The sequence below is a fragment of the Lentilactobacillus dabitei genome (assembly GCF_019061365.1).
Taxonomy (GTDB): Bacteria; Bacillota; Bacilli; order Lactobacillales; family Lactobacillaceae; genus Lentilactobacillus; species Lentilactobacillus dabitei.
The window spans coordinates 1-23,258 of the sequence record NZ_JAHPPD010000044.1 but is presented as its reverse complement, the minus strand read 5'-3'; the positions used below and the strand labels follow the sequence as shown (position 1 = coordinate 23,258).

Annotated in this window: 15 protein-coding genes; 10 read left to right on the top strand and 5 right to left on the bottom strand. The window is 40.1% G+C overall.

What is annotated here, in order from left to right; all coding sequences use genetic code 11:
• Window positions 1–239 precede the first annotated feature (239 nt).
• Entirely contained in the window at window positions 240–1,682 is a 1,443-nt protein-coding gene (locus tag KTE19_RS07995) for an MFS transporter (RefSeq protein ID WP_217342033.1), read from the bottom strand.
• Between the two features lie 373 nt (window positions 1,683–2,055).
• A complete protein-coding gene (locus KTE19_RS07990; RefSeq protein ID WP_217342032.1) occupies window positions 2,056–3,474 on the bottom strand; it encodes an MFS transporter in 1,419 nt (472 codons plus the stop codon).
• Window positions 3,475–4,051: 577 nt separating this feature from the next.
• On the opposite strand from KTE19_RS07990, the gene KTE19_RS07985 reads away from it, so the two are divergent.
• The 3 genes from KTE19_RS07985 (at window position 4,052) to KTE19_RS07975 (ending at window position 8,365) form a co-directional block, all read left to right on the top strand.
• Window positions 4,052–5,044 (top strand): D-isomer specific 2-hydroxyacid dehydrogenase family protein, encoded by a 993-nt coding sequence (locus KTE19_RS07985; RefSeq protein ID WP_217342031.1) that lies wholly within the window; start codon window positions 4,052–4,054, stop codon window positions 5,042–5,044.
• A 110-nt stretch (window positions 5,045–5,154) separates the two neighbouring features.
• Window positions 5,155–6,693, top strand: a complete 1,539-nt coding sequence (gntK, locus tag KTE19_RS07980; protein WP_217342030.1) for a gluconokinase — start codon at window positions 5,155–5,157, stop codon at window positions 6,691–6,693.
• A 124-nt stretch (window positions 6,694–6,817) separates the two neighbouring features.
• On the top strand, window positions 6,818–8,365 hold the full coding sequence (locus KTE19_RS07975) for a glycoside hydrolase family 30 protein (RefSeq protein ID WP_217342029.1): 1,548 nt from the start codon (window positions 6,818–6,820) through the stop codon (window positions 8,363–8,365).
• 289 nt (window positions 8,366–8,654) lie between these two features.
• On the opposite strand, the gene KTE19_RS07970 is transcribed toward KTE19_RS07975, so the two are convergent.
• From KTE19_RS07970 to KTE19_RS07960, 3 genes are all read right to left on the bottom strand, one after another.
• Window positions 8,655–10,187 carry an MFS transporter gene (locus KTE19_RS07970; RefSeq protein ID WP_217342028.1) on the bottom strand — a complete coding sequence of 511 codons (1,533 nt, stop codon included), beginning with the start codon at window positions 10,185–10,187 and terminating at the stop codon, window positions 8,655–8,657.
• Between the two features lie 25 nt (window positions 10,188–10,212).
• Complete coding sequence (locus tag KTE19_RS07965; protein WP_217342027.1) at window positions 10,213–11,514, bottom strand: glycoside hydrolase family 28 protein; 1,302 nt, start codon at window positions 11,512–11,514, stop codon at window positions 10,213–10,215.
• A gap of 232 nt (window positions 11,515–11,746) precedes the next feature.
• Window positions 11,747–12,817: a PfkB family carbohydrate kinase gene (locus KTE19_RS07960; RefSeq protein WP_217342026.1), complete on the bottom strand. Its 1,071-nt coding sequence runs from the start codon at window positions 12,815–12,817 to the stop codon at window positions 11,747–11,749.
• A gap of 368 nt (window positions 12,818–13,185) precedes the next feature.
• On the opposite strand from KTE19_RS07960, the gene KTE19_RS07955 reads away from it, so the two are divergent.
• From KTE19_RS07955 to uxaC, 7 genes are all read left to right on the top strand, one after another.
• Window positions 13,186–14,604, top strand: coding sequence for a glycoside-pentoside-hexuronide (GPH):cation symporter (locus KTE19_RS07955; RefSeq protein WP_217342025.1), 1,419 nt, complete (start codon window positions 13,186–13,188; stop codon window positions 14,602–14,604).
• A gap of 17 nt (window positions 14,605–14,621) precedes the next feature.
• Window positions 14,622–16,169, top strand: a complete 1,548-nt coding sequence (locus KTE19_RS07950; protein ID WP_217342024.1) for a glycoside hydrolase family 43 protein — start codon at window positions 14,622–14,624, stop codon at window positions 16,167–16,169.
• Between the two features lie 145 nt (window positions 16,170–16,314).
• Entirely contained in the window at window positions 16,315–17,487 is a 1,173-nt protein-coding gene (locus KTE19_RS07945; RefSeq protein WP_217342023.1) for an ROK family transcriptional regulator, read from the top strand.
• 244 nt (window positions 17,488–17,731) lie between these two features.
• Window positions 17,732–19,162 carry a sugar porter family MFS transporter gene (locus KTE19_RS07940; protein ID WP_217342022.1) on the top strand — a complete coding sequence of 477 codons (1,431 nt, stop codon included), beginning with the start codon at window positions 17,732–17,734 and terminating at the stop codon, window positions 19,160–19,162.
• Between the two features lie 69 nt (window positions 19,163–19,231).
• The gene (locus KTE19_RS07935; RefSeq protein WP_249778618.1) at window positions 19,232–19,837 is read left to right on the top strand and encodes an SGNH/GDSL hydrolase family protein; all 606 of its coding nucleotides are present in this window, start codon (window positions 19,232–19,234) and stop codon (window positions 19,835–19,837) included.
• 192 nt (window positions 19,838–20,029) lie between these two features.
• Window positions 20,030–21,655 (top strand): tagaturonate epimerase family protein, encoded by a 1,626-nt coding sequence (locus tag KTE19_RS07930; RefSeq protein WP_217342021.1) that lies wholly within the window; start codon window positions 20,030–20,032, stop codon window positions 21,653–21,655.
• A 21-nt stretch (window positions 21,656–21,676) separates the two neighbouring features.
• Entirely contained in the window at window positions 21,677–23,098 is a 1,422-nt protein-coding gene (gene uxaC / locus KTE19_RS07925) for a glucuronate isomerase (protein WP_217342020.1), read from the top strand.
• The last annotated feature ends 160 nt before the right edge of the window (window positions 23,099–23,258 follow it).

The following is a 23,258-nucleotide window of genomic DNA, read 5'->3' as shown; positions in this document are numbered from 1 at the left end:
AAAAAGGCATTCGATTGTGTTATCTGAAGAATAACATGCTCGAATGCCTTTTTGAATACGTCCAATTATTTAGTGCTTACATTCTAATCAAGTTGATTTAGGAATTACCGTTTTTGATTGATTATTTTAGGAAAAAAGAACCGGTTTCGCATAACTAACACATTCGTTGGTTATGTGAAACCGGTTCTTTATTAAGTCACGATATTAATCAGGAATAATGCATAATCACTAATAAATAATTATTTCTCTGCTGAATCGGAGTTGTCTCCCTTTTCTTCTTCAGTGTTTTCCATGTGAATTCGACGAAGAGTGGCAGCATTTTCAAGTACTTTCTTCTTATTCAATGGGTAGAAGAAGAACAGAATAATGGCATCTAATGTCAAACATACCGTTGGCACACCAGTGGCTAATTCATAGATCCGGTTAACAACGGCAGCCGTCTGTTGAACACCACCGCTGGTTGATGAAACGTAGCCGATAAACGTTAACATGAAGCCCCCGAAACCACCGGCAATGGCTTGGGCAACCTTCCGGGCAAAGGAATTAACACCATAAACAATGCCATCTTCACGGACGCCGGTAATAACTTCGTGGTTATCGATAACATCGGTGATGAAGGCCCAAATCATCAAGTTAAAGACACCGGCACCAAGGGATCCTAATACTAACATAATCAGGTAAAATTCAACGCTGTGGGTATGGGAAACTAAGAGGATTCCATACATAATAGCACCAAATACCAGTGCCGTAACGGAAGCTTCTTTCCGGCCAAATCGACGCGTCATCCAATTACTGAATGGTGCCAGTAAGAGGACCGTCGCAAAGTTGACAATCAGTGCGAGTGACATGGCAGCCTTGTTCTGGAAATAATCGTTGAATAGATAGGAAATTAAAGTTCCAGACAAGTTTTGGAAGATAACCAAAATCAAATCGGCAAGTACCAAGATTAAGAGAGCCCGGTTTTCAAGCATTCCTTTAACCAAACGGCCCATTGGTACTTTTTCACTCTTTTCGGTACGAACTCGTTCAGTGGTTAGGTGAGTCGTTAATTCATAGCAGATGTAACCTAAAATAGCACAAGCAACAACGACCCAGAAGAACCGGTTACCAGAAATCTTTTGAGAAGCACCAATATACATAAACATTGGAATGATGTAACTGGTAATGGCACTACCCAAGGCAGAACCCATAGCCCGGAATGTTGAAAGCGAGGTTTTATCGTTCGGGTCACTACTAATTGCTGAGGCCATTGAACCATAAGGGATGTTAACGGATGAGTAAAAGATTCCCCAGGCAAGGTAAGTAATGAAGACGTAGGTGAGTCGCAGCGGTAATCCCCAATCCTTCACAATTGGAACGAATAGGAGAACCAGTGAAATAAGTAGTGGGTACTTCATCCGAACCATCCACGGCTTGAATCGACCGCTCTTGTGGAGCTTACTATTATCGACCAGCCGGCCAACTGTTATATCAGCAAACGCGTCAACGAAACGAGCAATAATAAATAGCGTTCCGACTTGGGCGCCGGTTAAACCGAGCACGTTGGTATAAAAGATCATTAGAAACGAGTTAACAACGTTAAATGAAAAGTTGTTCCCAATGTCTCCAAACATATAGCCAATCTTATCTTTAATATTAAATGGATGGCTAGCGACAAAAACTGTTTTTTGAGTCTTATCCAAAATGTTCACTTCCTCAGAATATCTTGTGAATAGTAAAATAATTTCAACAACCCAAAATATAAATAGCGCAAGTAACAATGAATCTTAAACTGATCAAAGCATTGTTAATCCCCCCCTAACTGGTACATCAGTCAAAGAGAGAATACCATGATCCGGTAGCGCTTTCAACTATTTGGTTAATTTTTATTTGATATTAATTTGATCATTATTGACCGGCTGTAAGTTAGATATCAAAGCAGTTATAGCGAAAATCATTCCGATTCTGATTGATTGGCTAAAAGCAAAATTGCAAAAATAAGGCGAACAAAAAAGCTGGAGCAAAAATGATACTTTACTCCAGCTTTATTCCAATTGTATTTAGATGATCGAAAGATTATTTTTCCTCTGCTTCAGTATTTTGGGTGTGAATCTTTTCAAGCTTAGAAGCGTTTGCCATAACCCGTTTTTTATTTAATGGGTAAAGGAAGATTAAGACAAGAGCGGCAAGGGTTAAACATGCGGTTGGCACTCCAGTAGCCAGACTGTAGATTCGGTTAACAACAGCAGCAGTTTGATGAACACCACCACTAGTTGAGGAAACGTAGCCGATGAAGGTCAACATGAACCCACCGAAGCCACCAGCAATTGCTTGGGCAACTTTACGGGCAAATGAGTTAACCCCATAGACGATTCCATCTTCACGGACCCCTGTGAGGACCTCATGATTATCGATAACATCGGTAATGAATGCCCAAACCATTAGGTTAAAGACACCGGCACCAAGCGAACCAAGGAATAACATAACCAGGTAGAAGACAGCGCTATGAGTATGAGATACCAGCAGAATGGCGTACATTGCTGCCCCGAAAATCAAAGCAGTAACGGTACTTTCTTTTCGCCCAAAACGTTGGGTCATCCAGTTACTAAATGGTGCCAGTAAAAGAACGGTTGCAAAGTTAACGATTAAGGCCAATGACATGGCCGCCTTATTCTGGAAGTAATCGTTAAATAGGTACGAAATTAATGTCCCAGAAAGGTTTTGGTTCACAACCAGAATCAAATCAACCAGAACTAAAATGATCAAGGCGCGGTTTTCAAGCATTCCTTTAACTAACCGGCCCATTGGAACCTTTTCACTTTTTTCGGTTCGAACTCGTTCAGTTGTCATATGGGTTGTTAATTGGTAACAGATATAACCTAAGATTGCACAGGCAACAACCACCCAGAAGAATCGGTTCCCAGAGATCTTTTGGGAAGCCCCAACATACATAAACATTGGGATAATGTAACTGGTAATGGCACTACCTAAAGCGGAACCCATGGCTCGGAATGTGGATAGTGAAGTTTTATCATTTGGGCTGCTACTAATGGCTGAGGCCATGGAACCGTAAGGGATGTTAACGGATGAATAGAAGATTCCCCATGCCAAGTAGGTGATGAAGACGTAAGCCAAGCGAGCACCTAAGGCCCAGTCTTTAACAATAGGAACAAATAGCAGAACCAATGAAATGAGCAGTGGGTATTTCATCCGGTTAATCCAAGGCTTGAATCGGCCAATCTTATGGAGCTTACTATTATCAACCAGTCGGCCAACGGTAATGTCGGCAAACGCATCAACGAAGCGAGCGATGATAAACAGGACCCCGACTTGGGCACCGGTTAATCCTAAAACGTTGGTGTAGAAAATCATTAAAAATGAGTTAACAACGTTGAATGAGAAGTTGTTACCAATGTCACCAAACATATAGCCGACTTTATCTTTTATGCTAAATGGGTGAGCATTAACTAAAACTGTTTTTTGTGTTTTATCCATTTGTAGTCACATCCTAATTAGTAATATAAATTTGAATAATGCCATTTGCTTGAGAAATTACAGTCGTTTTTGAAACAGAGCAAATAAAATGGGAATCAAATCAGCAACCAACTATGCATTCTCAAAACTGGTACATCAGACAATTAAAATAATAACACTTTCTGTTACCGCTTACAACAGTTGGAGCTATAATTTCTATAATTGTCGTAAACTTGATATATCAGAATACGGATATAATGAGATTGGAAATTGTTAGGTGAGCGAGGAATGGTGAAGACGTATTCCCTTAATAACATCGATTTCATTGAACGACAACTAGTTCTTTGTGAATAATAGAATCTAAAAGATAGGCCGTAATATCATTTTTTAAGTTGAAGCTTATATACAAGTAACTGGCATTGAATTAGCAAGACTGCCATACCACCCGTGAGTACTCGCAGAGGAAGTGTTGGCTCACAAAAATAACAATGAATCCGTTACCATTATTGTAAAAAAGGCTTTGACAACTGATAGCCAAAGAACTAGTATATCAGTGTAGACAAAAATAATAATACATTACTTCAAAGGAGAATTTAAGATGGAATATAACATCGCAGTTGTGAACTCAAACAGTTTTGGCCAGGTATTTACTGAGCATTGGAAGGAACTTGAGGGCATTGGAACTGTTAAGCGCTTCATGCTGCCAACCGATATTGACGGCAAATCATTAGCTGAGAAGCTTCAGGGATTCAATATCATTATCGCCAGTGTCACACCATTCTTTAATGAAGAATTCTTTGACAACAAAGACGATCTATTATTGATTTCTCGTCACGGTATTGGCTTCAACAACGTTGATCTTAAAGCTGCCAAGAAGCACGGCACCCAAGTTGCGATCGTACCACAAACCGTTGAACGGAACTCGGTTGCCGAAAATGAATTGGCTAACTTGATGGCTTTGGTTCGCCAGGTAGTGCCATCATCAGAACGTGAACGTGCCGGCCGTTACGAAGATCGGGCCCAATTTATGGGAAATGAATTCAGTGGTAAGACCTTTGGGGTGATTGGCTGTGGAAACATTGGTAGCCGGGTGGCTGAACTGTTCAGTATCTTTGGTGGTCCAGTACTCGTAAACGATCCTCATCCAGCAGCTGACGAAGAGTGGTTCACCAACCACAATGTTGAGCGGGTCGACCTTGAGACTTTACTCAAACGCTGTGACTATATTTCATTGAATGCTTCTTTGGATGACAACAGTTTACACATGATCAATTCCAAGACGATCAAGAACCTCAAGAAGGGTGCTTACATCTGTAACAATGCCCGTGGTGCTTTGGTTGAAGAAGATGCCATTCTCGCTGCCATCAAATCTGGTCAATTATCTGGTTATGCGGCCGATGCAATGGAAGTTGAACCCGTTAAGGCCGACCATCCATTCCTGAAAAATGACCGGATCTTGGTTACCCCCCATACCTCTGCATACACTTACGAATGCTTGCACGGGATGGGTGAAAAGTGTGTGAGTGATGTCAAGGCAATCGTTGCTGGTAAACAACCAGGACGTGAGTTGACGCATACTTTAAGTGACTAGGTTGCTTTTAAATGAGTAAACGTGCTCATTGTCGCACACTGCGCCGATTAACTGATATATCTGCTGACTTTTTCTATGATATTAGTCAACATTAGAACGGAGATTATCATATGGATTATATTATTGGAATTGACGTTGGTACTACCAGCACTAAGGCGTTGCTGTACGATACCGACGGTCACATTTACGCAAAAGCAAATAAGGGCTATCCGCTTTATCAAGACACCCCTGATATGGCCGAGGAAGATCCCGATGAAATTTTTAACGCCACCGTTTCAGCTCTCCAAGAAGTTACTGGTAAAGCGAAGGATGGACAAGTAATTGCGATTTCCTGGTCCGCCCAGCAACATAGCTTGATTGCGCTGGATAAGGACTTTAAGCCGCTAACCCGCTCATTAACTTGGGCGGACAATCGGTCTGGTAAATACGCTGCAGACTATAAAGAAAATGGCCGCGGCTTTGACATGTACAAACGGACTGGCTTGCCGGTTCACCCGATGGGGCCATTTTATAAGCTGCTCTATTTCAAGAACGAGCAACCGGACATCTTCAATCAGGCAGCTTATTGGGTTGGTATTAAAGAATATATTATCTGGAAGTATACCGGTGTGCTCAAGGAAGAGATCTCAATGGCAGCTGCGACTGGTTTGCTGAACATGAAGACTGCCAAATGGGATGACGTCGCCTTAAAAGAAGTGGGCGTTAAGCGTGAGCAGCTGCCAGAATTGGTAGATACGACAGATAAATTCCAGGGTATCAAGTCTGAGTACGCTAAAGTGATTGGCTTAAGCAAAGATGTCTACTTTGTCATGGGTGCCACAGATGGGGCCCTCTCCACCATTGGGGTTGGCGCAATTGAAACCGGCGTCCTGGCAATTAACATCGGCACTTCAGCCGCTGTACGGACATTTGTCGACAAACCTCGGGTTGATCCTAAGGGCCGTTTGTACTGCTACCCGATCATGAAGGGAAAATACTTGATCGGCGGTCCGATCAATAATGGCGGAATTGTCCTCAACTGGGCTCATGACTCCCTCTTTGGTGGTGAACAAGAAGCGGCTAAACTACTGAACATTGACTCCTATGATATGTTGAGTAAGATTGCCGCAACGGTTCCTGCCGGTGCTGACGGGTTGATTTTTCACCCATATTTAGGTGGGGAACGGGCACCGTTGTGGGATGCCAACGCTCGCGGCTCATTCTTCGGTTTGAACCGGAAGCACACCCGCGCTCACATGATCCGGGCGGTTCTGGAAGGGATTATGTACAATCTCTATTCAGTGACCTTAGCACTCAAAGAAGTGACTGGTGATCCCAAGGCAATTTTAGCCGCCGGTGGGTTTGCCCGGTCAACCCTTTGGACCCAGATGATGGCTGATATTTTTGAAAATGATATTATCATTCCAGAATCTTACGAGAGTGGTAGTCTGGCCGCAATGTTTCTGGCAAAGATGGCGTTGGGGATGGAAGATAACCTCGGAGACATTAAGAAGTACATGGGTAAAGAGACTATTTACAAGCCCAACGAGAAAGTCTTTGCCCGTTATCGCAAGTTGATACCCATTTACTTACGTTTGAGTCGCGACTTATCCAAGGAATACAAAGATATTGCTGACTACCAACGTGAATTTACGGATGATGACGAATAATTGAGCTTCATTAACAATTCCAAACTGAACAGCTAATGGTAGTCAAGGCTACTTGGCGTTTTGGTTTGGAATTTTGTTTTAAGTGAGCTTGTAAACGCTTCATAATAAAAGGAGAGAGATCATAATGGCAAATACTGATTCAGAAAATCGATTTTCAACCGAGTTTTGGACGGCGACTTCTGGTGATTTGAAACAACGGCGTGATCATCTCGAAACACCTAAATTTGGGGACCCAGAAACCGATGCCGCTAAAATTGTGATTGATCCATCTGAGCGCCATCAAGACTGGTTGGGTCAAGGGGCAGCGATCACAGATTCCGCTGCTTCACTGATTTGGGGTGCGATGGATAAACAGCAGCGGGATACATTGCTGCACGAGTTGTTTGACCCAGAACAGGGCGGCTTTTCGAGCGTCAGGGTGCCACTTGGTTCATGTGATTTTTCCAGCCAAGATTACTATACTTACGACGATGTGCCGTTTGGTGAACATGATTTTAAGTTGGAAAAATTTTCAGTTGGTGAAGGAAGCCCAGGTGCCGCAGATGCAACCAAGGATTTGAAATACATTGTGCCGGTTCTTCAGGAAATTTTGAAGATTAACCCAGCGTTGAAGATTATTGCCTCTCCATGGTCAGCACCTGCCTGGATGAAGGATACCGGCCATTTAACATATGGTGGGCGGCTCCGATTCGGTCAGTACACTGGCAACGGCTATGGCAAAGCATTTACCTTTGATGCGGTTTATGCCCGTTATTTCGTTAAATACATTGAAGCTTATCAACAATTAGGCATTCCAATTTATGGCGTGACGATTCAAAACGAACCATCTAATGCCGCGCATTGGCCAGCCATGATCTGGACACCCTCTGAAATCGCTGAATTTGGCTATCAATATCTGCGGCCAGCACTTGATCGGACGTTCCCTGCAACAAAGATCTACTTTTTAGATGATAGCTTTAGCGCCTTGAATGAACCAATTACAGATAACGTCACGCCTGAACAGGCTGCAGCATTTGATGGCCTGGCTGTCCACACTTACAGTGGGCCTTATGACAACTTGTTCAACGCCAATCGTGCATTTCCTAATTGGCAGATGGTCATGACCGAACGTCGTTGCATGATGGAAGAGTCAACGGAGAATGCATCCCACATCATGCCGGGAATCATTGGCAATTGGCTGGTTCGAAATGGGCTGAATATGATTACGTTGTGGAACTTAGCCTTGGATGAACGTGGCTTACCAAATGCTGCGGATTCAACTGGCCGTGAAGGCGTGGTCACAATTGATCATACGACCGGGAAAGTTCAGCGGAACTTGGAATACTTCATGCTGCGAAACTTTGGTCAAGATGTGCCAGTCGGCTCGAAAGTCATTGGTTCATCAAATTACACTCCAGACGGCTTTAGCGGCGGCTTAGGCTCAGTGGCCTTTGAAGCTCCGGATGGGTCAATTTCGGCTCATTTGTATAATCCGACTGGTAAACCACTGAAGGCTGCAGTAACCGTGAGTGGTCACGGGACAGATTGGCAAAACGTCACAGTACCCGCATGGGGAACCGTCACCCTGCACAAGGCCAATCATGCCGTCAATGAATCTGAAGTTCCTGCAGATGATGAGTTTAAGCTGAATCCATCGCCTTATAATACGGATGATGTGGCACCGGGAAAATAAGTGTGCGGAGCGCAATGGGCTGATGCGGTATTTAAACTGCTTTGGACTGAAACCCTGGTTTTGGGTTTTAGTTCAAAGCAGTTTAGATGTTAGCATCAATTGCGTGCAGCAGTCCTCATCTAGGTTGACGAAAGCGATTGCAATGTAGCAAGAATTTCCAAATGTGGTGCTGCGAAGCATTAATTTAATTCACAGCAAAAGGCTAAAATACTGGCAACGAACAAATTCTGTTCATTGCCAGTATTCTAGCCTTTTTTATAGTTTTCTGTTGAGATGAAATTAAGAAACTTTATTTGGTTGTATTCCAGATCTTATCCCATTTGTAGCCTGTTAAATCTTCAACGATAGATTTAGTTTGAGGATCAACATCATCTTTATTACCACCGCCTTGGAGACGATCAATTTCGTTGTGCAAAATCTTATGTGTTTGCTGGTTTAAGTTGAATCTTGCAACCATCCACCAAGCAATCCCAATTGAGATAATTGGAACGACAATAAGAACTATTAGAATTGCGTTCTGAGCTTGTGCAGTCTGGTGAAGTGAACCTTCTTGAAAGCCACCCCATTGAAGGATAAAGCCAAGCAGTGCAGAACCTAAAGCCCCAGTGAGTTGACGAGTGAATGATTGTACCGCTGCAAAAGTTCCAGTCCGTAATTTGCCAGAGACAATCGTATCGACATCAGGGACCAAAGGGATTACTTGCCAAGCAGTATATTCCAAAAATTGTCGACCGATTTGCCAAAGTACTCCCAAAATGATTAAGAAAATAATTGTCGTTCCAGAACCTAAGTGAGAACGTTGTAATGATAGTACAAAGAATCCAGCCATTACTATAAAAATCAAGCTAAATGAAGTTGACCAATTGATCTTTGGATTCTTTGTTTTAATTAAAATAAATGCGGCAATTGGTACGACAATCATTCCAACGAATGAAAGTGATGTGATACCTTGTCCAATTGTCTGGGAGAGTCCCAAAACGAAGACAACATAGTATAAAAATGCTGTTGAAAAACAATCTTTTGCAAAGTAAGTCATGAAGTATATGGATACCATATATCTAGCAGACTTATTGCGAAGCATTTCCCAGTAATCACGAAGGGAACCAATAAAACTATTTTCTTTTTCACCACTATTGGATCCGTTAGCGCTTTCAAAATTTTCCACCTCTTCAGGTGAATGTTCCCATGTTGAACGGTAAGTGATCAAAGTACAGATCGCATAAACTACACCAAATACAATCCCTGAAATTGTGTATGCTTGAGCTCCTTCTCCGAGAAAAGCGAGCAGGGTGGCGGGTAAAGCGGATACAGAAAATGTTGCAAATGCAGAGATAAACAATCGAATTGAAGACATTTTTACCCGATCATCAGCATTCGGTGTCATTTCAGTTGCTAATGTCTCATAAGCCGTTCCAATAATAACGTTAGCTGTTTCAACCATGACAAAAGCTATTAGATACCACCAGAAGCTGCCAGGAACTACCATGAATAGCATCGGGAAGAAGAGAATTGTTAGGATGGCTCCGACCAATAACAGAAGATGTCGCCTACCAAAACGTCTGCCAATTTTAGTTGAATATAATCTGTCCGAGATTGAGCCTGCTAGCATTGACATAATTGCATTTAAAAATTTTCCAATTAAAAACAGCATACCTACCGCAGCAGCCGAAAGTTTGCCATATGTTGTTAGGAAGAACATCAAGTAAGACCCTACTAACGTTCCCCATGAAGCCCCATTCATATCATTTATTCCATAACCAATAGATCGCCAAATAGAAATTTTATGAGGGGTATAGACCCATCGCTTTTTTTGATTTTCCATTTTTTCTCCAACTTTCTATTCTGGGTTAATCCAGCTTTTTACCATTAATCACCAAATTGCTAACATTGATTGTTTTAATATCTCGACTTGCATCATGGAATCTACCACCAGTTTCCTCTGCATAATTCGTTGGCAATAAATGATCTGGAGTTGCTAACGACCAGTTAAAGTTTTCAATATTAACATTTTGAATATGCGCTTCGGGTAGTCCCACGATAAAAGCAGCAGTTGCTCGGACATTTGTAGCTGTAATGTTTTTTATTTGAATATTCTTAATGTGTGGGGTTGTGTTATCAACCGGTTGAGGTTCTTTTGACAGAACAGTATCTTCTTCAGCTGGTAATACGCCAGGAGCAAAATATTGTTCAAGAGAAATGGGACACCAGCATGAGTCCATTGTTAGATCATGTAATTTTATATCTTGAATCGTGCCACCACGAGTACGACGAGATTTTAAACGGATTCCTCGGCGAGTTCCCTCAAAGGTGCAATTTGAGACTTCGACATTACTGATTCCAGCCGCTGTTTCAGATCCAATCGCAATTCCACCATGACTTGCAAGAATACGACAGCCAGTGACGTGAACGTTTTTAGTAGGTCGATTTACGCGAATTCCGTCCGCTCCTGAACCGGATTTCAGGGTAACACCATCATCACCCACATCTAATAGACAGTTACTGACGGATACATTTTCACTTGAATCAATATCCATTGCATCAGTATTTATGGCATCCGCTGGATTAGAAAATGTCATATTTTCAATTTGAATGTCTCTGGAAAACACCATGTGTAGGGTCCAGAAGGGGGAATTTTTCAAAGTGATCCCCTCGATTACGATATTTTGGCCTTTCCAGAATTGAATTAATGGAGGTCGTAAGAATTGGGTAGACGGACGACCGCCACCGCCAGTCCTGGTTTGATAGTCTGGATTAAGGTTTGCCAAACGAAGCTCATAATCTTCTCGTGGAAGGGTTCGATCCTCATCTTCGATTTTTTTAAAAGTTTTCCACCAGTTTGATCCTGACCCGTCAATTGTTCCAGTTCCGTTAATCTTCACATTCTTATCATTGTTTGAATAAACGAGTGGATGCATAGCGAAACATTCAACACCTTCCCAACGCGTCCAAACTGGCGGATAAAGCATTGGGTCGTCTTTAAATTTGATAATAGATCCTTCTTGTAATGTAAGTGTTAGGTTCGAGGTTAATTCAATCGGACCAGTAATATGTTCTCCTGGGTTGATGATGACTTGTCCACCATTAGCCTCAGAGAGTTTATTTATGGCTGTTTGAATATCTTTACCCGGATTTACTTCAATGACTAACATGACACTCCTTCTTTCTGCGTGACTTAGTCAGTTTTGGAGATTGAGATGTAGATCTTGTAAGCGCTTAATGATCACAATGGAAGAATAGCACGATTTTTTCAGTTTGTAAACAAATGTTTATAGATATAAACATTTGTTTACAAAAAACGGTGATATTTCAACAATTTGACCCAAAATAAAAAGGCTGATGATTATCAGCCAAATCTGTACATTATGAATATGAGTCTTTTATTTATTGTAAATACCTTTCAAGATAATTTGGAGTTAGATTGTTCACAACATTTAAATAAGTGCTCATGGTAGACTGAGCAGCCGCTTGTGTGATTCTTGCGGTTTGGGCTGCATTCAACTTACTCCGACGAGCATAAACGATTGTAGCTAAGGCAGCCGCACCCACACCATTAGTATTTAGTACTTTGTCAAGTGTAATTGGGAAATAGAATGAATCGCTTTGTGTTTGATACAAAAAACCAATTCTTGAATCATAAATGAACACATTGGAAATTCCCATTGAAATGAGTTGATCGGCACTTTGTTTCTCAGTTTGACGATTATTAATAGTGATATTTGTAATGGCTTGGGACTCAGCAGAATTTAAAACTAATGTATCTAATGCAGCAATACCCTGCTTCAATCGAATTACCTTGTTAATAGAATCAGCAAGTAAAGGCTGATTAAATTGCTTATAGAGCCACTTAATTGTCATTTGTGGTAAATTTGGGTCTATGATAATCATCTTTGCATTTTTCAATATAGAAATTCGTTCTTTCAAAAAGTCGGGTGTGATTTCATCATGGATCCGACTATCATCTACACCAAAAATCCGTTTGGCATCTGGCTGATTAATGTATAAGTAACGAGAGGTGGGTTTACTTGATATCTGTTTGGAATAGGTAATGTCAAGCTTTCTTTTTTGTGCATCTCGCTTGAATTCTTCCCCCGCAGAGTCATTTCCATAAACGGATACGAAGTAGTTTGGTATTTCCAAATTGGTGAGATTGACAGCAATGTTGCGCCCAAGGCCACCCAAATCTGAATAAATTACTCCAGGATTGGACTTGTTTTCAAAAGCTTCCCTACTTGGAATGCCAAAAGTATCCAATGTGATTCCACCAATGACAACGACATAATTTTCAGGAGCGACAATATAGCCCTTACCCTGTAAATATCCTTTTTTAACTAGATTCGAAATGTGTGCTGCAACACCTGAACGAGTGATGCCAGCGAGCTTTGCAAGCTCATTCTGACTAATCATTGGGTTTTGCTTAATCCATTCTAAAATTTGTTGTTCGCGTGAGATCATTTGTGAAGCTCCATTCAATTAGTTTAATGTGGGAAAAATTTTAAGCTTTTAGCTTAGAATAATGAATTTGTATTTCTAATCATTATTGGAAATTACCTAGTCATTTCATTATACAACGATGCAATGAGAGCACCAATAATGAGTATTCATACCTCGGAGCAGATTTCTTAGTAAGTACAAGATAATGGAATTACAAATAAATCTGAGAGTGTGAGTTAAATTATAAATATAAACAAACGAGCGAAATAAGCAAGAAATAATGGCTAAATATTAAAAAAACGCTTGAAAAGAAAACGCTTTCTGATATACTAATCGTTGTTAGTTAGTTTATTTAAATTAACTAAATAAATTATGGGGAGTGTTTATAAATGAAAGCTCAGGAAACACTGCAGCAAAGCAAGCGTTTACGACCTATTGGTCATATAGGAGCTGGTGAGAAAATAGGATTTGGCCTTGGAGACTTTGCTTGTAATTTAATTTATGCAAGTTTGTCAACATACTTACTGTTCTTTTATACTAATGTTTTTGGAATTTCTGCTGGTGCTGCGTCATTGCTATTTTTGGTAGTTAGGTTTATAGATGCTTTTTCTGATCCGATTATTGGTTTCTTTGTTGATAAGTCCAATACTAAATATGGAAAGTACCGTCCATTCCTGCTTTATGGGGCAGTCCCGTTTGCTGCGCTTGCGGTACTTTGTTTCACCGTTCCAGGATTTGGTGGAACTGGGAAACTTGTTTATGCCTATATTACTTATATTATGCTGTCAGTTTGTTACACATTCGTTAATGTTCCATATGGTAGCTTAACTGCTGCAATGACAAATGATCAACAAGAATCAGTGAGTTTAACAACGTACCGGACCTTCCTTGCCAATGTTGGCCAAGTAATCGTTGCGTTTTTTGTACCATTTTTAGCAGATATGTTCACTAAAAATCTAGGGGCTGCAACTGGTTGGCAACTAACCATGGCAATTATGGGAATCATGGGTGGACTCCTACTTTGGGGGTGCTTTTTCTCTACCCATGAGCGAGTTCGAGTTCCTGCATCTCACAATAAGATTAAGGTAAAAGATGTGTTTGAACAATTAATGCATAACCGTCCTTTGGTTATATTATGTATTTTCTTCTTCGTCATTTATGGCGTAAAGTCGATTGTTAGTGCAACTGGTATATATTATGTAACGTATTACGTAGGCCGTGCTGATTTGGTTAAATGGTATTCTTTAGCCGGTACCCTTCCCGCATTGGCGTTTATTCCAGCGATTCCCTGGTTAGCAAAGCATCTATCGAAATTTCAACTGATCATTGTTTCAATTGCTGCTGATATTATCGGAATGGCTGGATTGTTTTTCGCCAAGCCAGAGTGGATTACATGGATCTTTATTTCACGAGGGATTGCATCGGTTGGTAACGGAATGATCTCAGCATACATGTGGGCCCTTATTCCGGAAACTGTTGAGTATGGCGAATATAAAACAAATAAGCGAATGAGCGGCGTAATTTACGCAATTATTGGTTTTGTGTTTAAGTGCGGAAATGCATTGGGAGGCATGATTCCAGGACTGGTTCTTTCGGCTACTGGATATGTGGCAACTACATCTCATCAAACCGATGGTGCTTTACACGGAATTGTAATCGCCACCACAATAGTTCCGATCATTATTTACTTCATCGCTATATTCTCAATGAAATTCTATAATTTGGATAAAGAAACATATAATAAAATCTCAGCCGAGTTGCAAGCTCGAAACAAGAGGGAATTGGCTGAAGAGGAAAATAATAAATAAAGGTGTGAAGATTAATTATGGAGACAATTCAAAATCCAGTATTAACTGGCTTTAATCCGGATCCGGTTTTATTTAAAGATGATGAACTATATTATATTGTTGTATCAACCTTTGAATGGCTGCCGGGAATTCGTGTGTATTCATCAGATAATTTGGTGAATTGGTCTTACGAAACATCAATTTTAAACGAGCCAAGACTTGTAAACTTACAAGGAAACCCAACAGGTTGCTCAATTTGGGGGCCGTTTGCAAGTTATCATAATGGTAAATTTTACATTGTTTATACGAATGTAAATGCGACTAAAGTTCCTTTCAAAGATTGCGATAATTATATTATCACCGCTGATGATATTCATGGGCCATGGAGTGATCCTGTCTACGTCAATAGTTCTGGATTTGATCCATCTATTTTCTTTGATGATGATGGGCAAGCGTATTTCCTAAACGAAATTTGGGATTATCGCCTAGCAACTCATAATAAGTCAGCTGGAATTGTGATGCAAAAGATTAATTCTGATACGTTAGAACTTGAAGGTAAGCCTAAACTAGTATTTAAAGGAACGTCTGCAAAAAAGACAGAAGCACCCCAAATATATAAACATAATGGCTATTACTACATGCTATGTGCTGAAGGCGGCACTGAGGCTAATCACCAAGAAACGATTGCTCGCAGTAAAAATGTTTGGGGTCCGTACGAAGTTGATCCTGATAATCCGATGCTTACATCAAAAGATGACCCGATTCTTCCACTACAGTGTGCAGGACATGCAAGCTTGATGGAAACTAGAGATCATGAATGGTATATGGCACATCTCTGTACACGGCCCCTTAAAGGCGACGATCCAATATTAGGACGAGAAACGGCAGTTCAAAAAGTTATTTGGACTGACAATGATTGGTTACGATTAGCCAATGGAACAAACCGACCAAGCTTAGAAACTCCAGCGCCTAAAGGGGTATCAAATGGAAAACCGATAAGCCATAGTTTTGTTGATGCGTTTGATGGTCAAACATTGAAGTATAAACACTGGAATACCCTGCGTCAATTTAGTTCCCATAAATGGCTTATACCAACGAGCAATGGGCTGATAATAAAGGGCGGGCAGTCACCACAATCAGCATTTGATCAGCATATTGTGGCAACTAGGCAAACCGACTTCAATTGTCATGCATCAGTTAAACTAGAGTATCATCCAAAGAGTTATTTGGAATTGGCTGGCATGACACTTTACTTAGATTTATCTAATTATGTACTGCTGATGGTTACGGTAAATAAATTGGGGAATCCTTGTGTTGTCTTGCAACAATCGATAGCAGGTGAATTTAAACAACTTAACGAGGTCTCGATCACAAGCGGTGGAAAATATCAATTAAGCATTCAGATCAATGAATCACAAGCAGAATTTTTATTAAGTGATATTGACAAACAATATTCTCTGGGCGCAGTTGACGTTAGCTTCTTATCTGGAGGCTATACAGGAAACTTCATTGGACTAGATGTGATTGATATGTATCGTCGAAATAGTACCCAGGCAGTCTTTACTGATTTTAAATATAGTGTCTAAATATAGTGCCTTGAGCTAAGCGAAGGCTTGGAAGAGTGATGACAGTATCATTACTTTAACCAAACCTTTTTCTTTTTGAAATAGTTTGGTGATATGATTGTTTATGAAAAGAAACCAACTAAAACAAATAATAGGATGGTGTGTAATGATGGTTAACAAAGAGGAGCGAACGAGGGGACACATTTATAATTTCCAAAAAATATTAGCATTTATTTTTAATCATCGATTCACATCCCAATCAGAGATCTCTTCTGTACTTGAGATAAATAAAGCAACTGTTTCTAAAATATATAGTGAATTAAAACAAAAACAGTTTGTCAATGAGGTTGGTGCTGGAACTTCTTCTCCAACAGGGGGGAGGAAACCACGTCTGATTGAAATCAATAAGACGTTTGGATATACGCTATGTGTTGAATTAACTGAACATGAAATAAAGGGATTGGCTTGTTATCTAAATGGTGCAACAATACAATTTCACCAGTTACAAATATCTCGAGACTCTGATTTAATTGTGTGTTTGGATAAGCTTATAGGCATGTTTGGAAATATTCAGGGAACTCTAAATGGATTGCTTGGGATTTGTTTTGCAATTCATGGGAAAGTCCACAATAATCAAGTTTTGTCATCTTATCTCAACCTAAATAAAATCGATTTAGTAAATCGTTGTAAGAAATATAACGTCCCGGTCATTCTTGAAAATGAAGCGAATTTATCGGCAATATATTCACGCGATTTTATTCGTGGAAACCGAGAAGAAAACGCCGTTACGCTTAGCATTCATCAAGGAATATATGCGGGCTTCATATTAAATAATCGCTTATACAGAGGCTCCCATGGCCAAGTTGGCGATATTGGTAATAATATTATCATGTCATCTTTTCCGATAAGTAATGGGAAAAAGTTATTAACCTACCAAGATTTATATGCCCAAGACACCGTTGTGAATTCGATTGGTGAGCTAGTGGGGCAAATTCATTTGACATTGTTTGATTTATCAAAGCTTTATGAGGATCATAATGACGATGTAGTTGCTGGGTTATCACAGTTTGCTAATGGAATATCAGAAATCCTGCATAATATTGCTGGAACAATTGCTCCAGACATTTTTTATATTAACTCGCCACTAATTCACCAAATACCTAGCATTCTTACTCAAATAAAGAAATATTTTGAACGGATTTCAGGCTATTCCCCCCTCATCCAATCTATCCCAAATGTTCCTCTGGCAACTTTACTTGGTGGGGCGGCGTTGATGACACATTATATTTTAGAACTTGATGATCTAAAACTAAATTTTTGGAATTATACTGAAGAGTAAATAATTGACTATGGATAACATTTATACTTAAAGCCACCTTTATGGCTTTAAGTATAAATGTTATCGTGTGCATACAAGCATATCAATCAGACGGATCACTACTGATTCGTTTGATATACTTTACATATCAGCATGTAAAATAAAGCTTGACAGCATGGTTAGACTGATCTATCATTTTGCTTGTAAGCGTTAACAAATAAATGTTAACGTGTGCATTACCCGATGATTGAAGGGAAGGATATTCATGAATACTACTGTAAAACCAAGCGGAAAAAATGGCAGTATGAAATATATTATTGCTGTTGTACTCATTGCCGCAATTGGTGGTTCACTTTTTGGGTATGATCAGGGCGTGGTTTCTGGTGCTTTAAGTTTCTTCAGTGTTCATTTTAAAATGACACAGGCAGAGATTGGATTCGTTTCTGGGGTCCTCGCATTAGGAGCTATGTTAGGGTGCCTAATTGCTGGATGGATGAGTGACCACGCTGGTCGAAAGCCAGTTATGATTACTGCTGGAGCACTTTTTACATTGTCAAGTTTGCTTTTAGCACTATCTCCTTCGGTTTCATACCTTGTTGCCGGAAGAATCTTATCTGGAATTGCCATTGGAATGGCCTCAACGATTGTTCCACTTTATATTTCTGAGGTAGCTCCAGCAAGAATACGTGGAACTCTAGTTAGTGCAAATCAACTTGCGTTTGCAATTAGAATGACGACTGTTTATATTGTTAATGCTCTTATTGCTAATTTAAATGTTTCTAGTTGGAATATCCAATTTGGATGGAGATTTATGTTTGGATCGGGTATTGTGCCAGCTATCATATTCTTTGTTTTAACACCTTTTATTCCTGAAAGTCCTCGTTTCTTATTTAAAAGAGGGAAATCTGCTAAAGCATTGAAAATTCTTACTCGAATGAATGGCGAAGCCGCTGCCGAGGAAGAAAGTAAAGCGATTCAGGACCAGCTTCATCGTGAAAATCAAGGCTTAATCCGAGAATTGTTCAAACCTGGAGTTCGATTTGCTTTATTGATTGCACTATTAGCCGCAGCATTTCAACAGCTAACAGGGACCATTGCGGTTGGGTATTACGCACCAATTATTTTCCAAAAAACTGGAATTGGGACTAATGCTTCTTTAATTGAAACTATTGGAATCGGTGTCGTGAAAATAATCTTTGTTGCGATTTTCATGGTTTATATTGATAAGCTGGGAAGAAAGAAACTGTTAACTTGGGGAGCATTTTTAATGGCTGCAGCATTGCTGGCACTTACATTAATATTTTCGGTAGGAAAGTTCAATATGCTCATGAATATTTTGATCATGGTAGGCGTTCTTGCCCACACTGCATTTTATGAACTATCATGGGGTGGTGGTGCCTGGGTTATCATTTCAGAAGTGTTCCCAACTAGTATTCGTGGTCGAGCACAATCACTAAGTTCACTAACAATGTTTCTTGCCTCATATTTTGTAAGTCAAGGATTTCCAATGATGCTTAACGGCATTGGAGCTACTTGGACATTTGTTATTTTTGCTGGCTTTTGTTTGATAATGATGTGGTTTGCTGCGAGAGTTCTTCCAGAAACGAATGGGAAAACATTGGAACAGATTCAATCTGATTTTACCCATAAGAATGCAAAACAAGTTACTGTCACTAAAGAGGGTGTGACGAAATGAGTACTATGAACTTGTATTTCAAGGATAAGGTTCTCAATTGTCTCGGTGATTCCACAACGTGGGGAGATAATGGAATTGAGTCGGGAGGTAATAATATTTCATGGACCACCCATTTGCAGGACATCCTGCCCCTTCAAAACTGTTAGAAATTATGGGGTACGGGCTTCAAGAGTTGCCATTACCCCTGACCGTACTGATAGTTTTATTGAACGATATAATGAAATGGACAAGGATGCGGACATTATTACGGTATTTGGAGGTATAAATGATTTTCAACATAATGTCCCGTTAGGAACTGTTGAAGATCAAGATCCACATAGCTTTTATGGTGCTTTGAATACTTTGATTAAAGGAGTCGTTTCGATGTATCCAACGCAACCGATAATTTTTATGACACCAACAAAAAATAACTTTAAACACCCAACTAAAAGATATCCGACAACTCTGCAAGCAAATAAGTTAGGGCTCTTCCAAAGAGACTATGTTCAGGCGATTGTGCGATCTTGTGACTTATACAGTGTAGCTGTAATTGATTTATATACTGAAAGCGGTATTTCTCCATTTTTACCAGAATATGTTCCTAAATATATGCCTGATGGAATGCACTACAGTGATGCTGGATACGAACGGCTGAGCCATCGTATTGCCGGGGAATTGGTAAGGCTAGCTTATTAAAATGAAATTATTTTTGAATTAATGTTAACGTGTTCATTTAAATGCGATATACTTTAATTAATCAAAATGTTGAATTCAATATTATCAGAAGATTTATTGGGTGAACACGATAACAGTAACAAATGATGTGTAACTAAGATCCATATTAGCATCCATACATTCATTAACAAATTGTATTAGGAGGAATTTATCATGGATTTACAATCACTATTATCAGGCGTTAAAGAAATTTTGGTCTCAAACGGCAATTATGAAGGTTTAAGCAATAAAGAAATTTATACGCCTTCAATTCAAGTAGAACGGCGGAATATTTATTTTATTCTTCATCAAAAGAATAGCGATGGCATCGTTGAAAAATCATTAGTCGTTTATGAAAACCGATTAACAGCTGGCGACTTTGAAGCAACTGAATCAATGGAAGACGTTGACTCAACCTTATTAGTGGGCGCACTCAACGAGCATAACAACGATGCTTTAGCAAAACGGTTCCAGTGGATGCGGCCAACTTCTCGTCGAAACTACAAGTACACCTTCGGCTTAGGCGATCGGCTGGGCAATGCCTCAAATGCGCATTTGCGATTATTAAAGGGCCGTGGGATTATGCCAGTCTTAGCTCAACAGTCAATTCGAGAACTGGTCTTAATGCATCGAACCAACACTGACGTCTTTCAATCAGCTTCCTGGGCTGTCTTTGAAGAAGGCTTCACCTATGGTTGGGGAGCTGATGGTGATCACGTCAAGACACCTTATGAAGTTGATTATGCCGTTAAAATTGGTTGCTCAATGATCACTTTGGATTGTACTGAAGAAATCAATAACGACATTGTCACCTTGGATGATACTGAACTTGATAAACGTTTTAACCAATTGGATCCCGACCAAATCAAGTACTTCAATGATACTTATTTGAATCAAACGTTTGATTTAGGCGACGGCCGTTCAGTTAAATTTACTAAGCATGACGTCGAAGAATCTGTTTTAACCTTCTATGATGCCATCCTATTTGCGGCTGGCATTTACAAGAAGTTCGTTGTGCCGTATAACTTGGACTTTGAAATTTCGATGGATGAAACCCCTTATCAAACGACTAATCCAAACCATTACTTCTTCGCTAACGAGTTGCATCGTCGTGGCATTACCCCAACAACCATGGCTCCACGCTTCTACGGCGAATTCCAGAAAGCCATTGATTACATTGGCGACACCAAGCGCTTTGAACGTGAATACGTCATTCATGAAGCAATCGCTGAACACTTTGGTTACAAACTCAGTATTCACTCAGGCTCAGATAAGCTATCAGTTTACGAAATTATTGGTCGAATCTCTAAGGAACATGGTTGGCATGTTAAAACGGCCGGAACTAACTGGCTGGAAGCTTTGCGGGTGATTGCCCATAAAGATCCGAAGTTTATGTTGGAACTCTACAAGTTTGCTTATGAGAACTTGGATGATGTCAAGGCCTTCTATGTCTTTAATGCCCAAACCGATGGCACTGCACCAAAGCCAGATACGATGACCGAAGAAAATGTCATGGACTTGTTGAACAATGATGATGCCCGCCAAGTTTTGCATACCATGTATGGCTCAATCATGAATCTCAAGCACAACTACCACTATGTATACCGTGACAAGCTTTGGAACATTCTTTTGAAGAACCAGGCACTTTATGATAAGTACTTGAACATTCATATTGCCGAGCATCTAGACTTACTGCAAGGTGTGGTCAAGACAAAGCAAGAAGCTCAAGAGAAGCATGAACCAAAGACTGACATTTCCAAGGAAAGCGAAAAAGAACTTGAAGCTAGCATGAACCTTTAGTTAAAGGAGGAATTAACCGGCATGACGTTATTAAATGATGATTTTCTTTTGGGCAATCAGACGGCGAAAACCTTATTTCATGATTATGCAGCCAAAATGCCGATCATTGATTTTCACTGCCACTTAAACCCACAAGAAATTTACGAAAACAAGAATTATCCCAACATTACCCGAATTTGGTTAAATGAAGGAACCTATGGCGACCATTATAAGCGGCGATTGATGCGGGCCAATGGCGTTGATGAAAAGTACATTACTGGCGATGGCGATGAATATAAGAAGTTTATCGAGTGGGCCAAAACAATTGAGAATTCATATGGTAACCCGCTGTATGAATGGACCCATTTGGAATTGCGACGGTTCTTCCACATTGATGAAGAATTGACACAAGAATCAGCCCCACGAATTTGGGACAAGGCCAATGAGTTGTTACAAACCGATGCCTTTAAGCCTCGTAATTTGATTAAGAACTCTAACGTTCAAGTGGTTTGCACGACTGACGACCCGGCATCTAACTTGCGCTACCATAAATTATTGAAGAAAGAAGAGGCCAACAGCGGCTTCAAAACATTGCCGGCAATGCGCCCGGATAAACTGATCCAAATTGATCGGGATGGTTTTGGCGAGTACTTGAAGACATTGAGTGCCGTCTCGCAAACGCCTATCAATAAATTTGCCGACATCATTAAGGCTCTGCACCAACGCTTTGAATTCTTTAACGAAATGGGTGGCCGTCTCTCTGATCATTCACTATTGACCTATCATTTTAACGAGGCCAGTGAGGACCAATTGGATGAAATTGTCAAAAAGGGTGTTCAAAACAAGCCACTAAGTCAAACAGAAATTGATCAATATTTGACAATGTTGCTGGAAAATTTGATGAAATTAAATACCGAGTTCAATTGGACGATGCAGTTCCATATCAATTCTAATCGTGACCTGAATCGACCAATGTTTGATAAAATTGGTCCGGATACCGGATACGATGCTGTTGGAACCCAACCAGACATTGTTGAGCATATTACCAAGTTATATACCAAGATGCAGGACACCGGGGACGTCCCAAAGACAATCTTCTACTCATTGAATAATAATGATTGGATGGAATTGGCAACCATGATGGGCTGCTTCCAAGGCGGCACGACCCAGAAACTGCAATTAGGGGCTGGCTGGTGGTTTAACGACACTGCTGAGGGAATGGACGATCAACTTCGAATCTTTGCTCAAGAAAGTCTGTTGCCACACTTTGTCGGGATGTTGACCGACTCAAGAAGCTTTCTCTCTTATCCACGTCATGAATACTTTAGAAGAGTCCTCTGTAATTTCTATGGCAAGTTGGCAGAACAAGGGCGGGTGCCTAATAATACTGAAAAACTGGGCAAGATTGTCCAAAACATTGCCTACAATAATGCGCATGATTACTTTGGTTTTTTAACAAATTAATATTTGAAAGTGGTATCAATTAAAAAAAACTTTGTTGAGCCGAAAATTGGTTAAAAAAGATATAATTGAATAACTAAGAGTGACCTATACCCCCAAAGTTAAAGTAAAAACTTTAGCTTTGGAGGTATTTTTTATGACTAAGATTTCAAAAGAAACAAAA

Excerpts from the sequence above, each read along its gene's own strand:
- KTE19_RS07960 (WP_217342026.1), bottom strand. The coding sequence starts at position 12,817 with ATGATCTCACGCGAACAACAAATTTTAGAATGGATTAAGCAAAACCCA.
- KTE19_RS07930 (WP_217342021.1), top strand. The coding sequence starts at position 20,030 with ATGGATTTACAATCACTATTATCAGGCGTTAAAGAAATTTTGGTCTCA.
- KTE19_RS07940 (WP_217342022.1), top strand. The coding sequence starts at position 17,732 with ATGAATACTACTGTAAAACCAAGCGGAAAAAATGGCAGTATGAAATAT.
- KTE19_RS07935 (WP_249778618.1), top strand. The coding sequence starts at position 19,232 with ATGGAATTGAGTCGGGAGGTAATAATATTTCATGGACCACCCATTTGC.
- gntK (WP_217342030.1), top strand. The coding sequence starts at position 5,155 with ATGGATTATATTATTGGAATTGACGTTGGTACTACCAGCACTAAGGCG.
- KTE19_RS07990 (WP_217342032.1), bottom strand. The coding sequence starts at position 3,474 with ATGGATAAAACACAAAAAACAGTTTTAGTTAATGCTCACCCATTTAGC.
- KTE19_RS07970 (WP_217342028.1), bottom strand. The coding sequence starts at position 10,187 with ATGGAAAATCAAAAAAAGCGATGGGTCTATACCCCTCATAAAATTTCT.
- KTE19_RS07985 (WP_217342031.1), top strand. The coding sequence starts at position 4,052 with ATGGAATATAACATCGCAGTTGTGAACTCAAACAGTTTTGGCCAGGTA.
- uxaC (WP_217342020.1), top strand. The coding sequence starts at position 21,677 with ATGACGTTATTAAATGATGATTTTCTTTTGGGCAATCAGACGGCGAAA.
- KTE19_RS07955 (WP_217342025.1), top strand. The coding sequence starts at position 13,186 with ATGAAAGCTCAGGAAACACTGCAGCAAAGCAAGCGTTTACGACCTATT.
- KTE19_RS07975 (WP_217342029.1), top strand. The coding sequence starts at position 6,818 with ATGGCAAATACTGATTCAGAAAATCGATTTTCAACCGAGTTTTGGACG.
- KTE19_RS07945 (WP_217342023.1), top strand. The coding sequence starts at position 16,315 with ATGATGGTTAACAAAGAGGAGCGAACGAGGGGACACATTTATAATTTC.
- KTE19_RS07950 (WP_217342024.1), top strand. The coding sequence starts at position 14,622 with ATGGAGACAATTCAAAATCCAGTATTAACTGGCTTTAATCCGGATCCG.
- KTE19_RS07965 (WP_217342027.1), bottom strand. The coding sequence starts at position 11,514 with ATGTTAGTCATTGAAGTAAATCCGGGTAAAGATATTCAAACAGCCATA.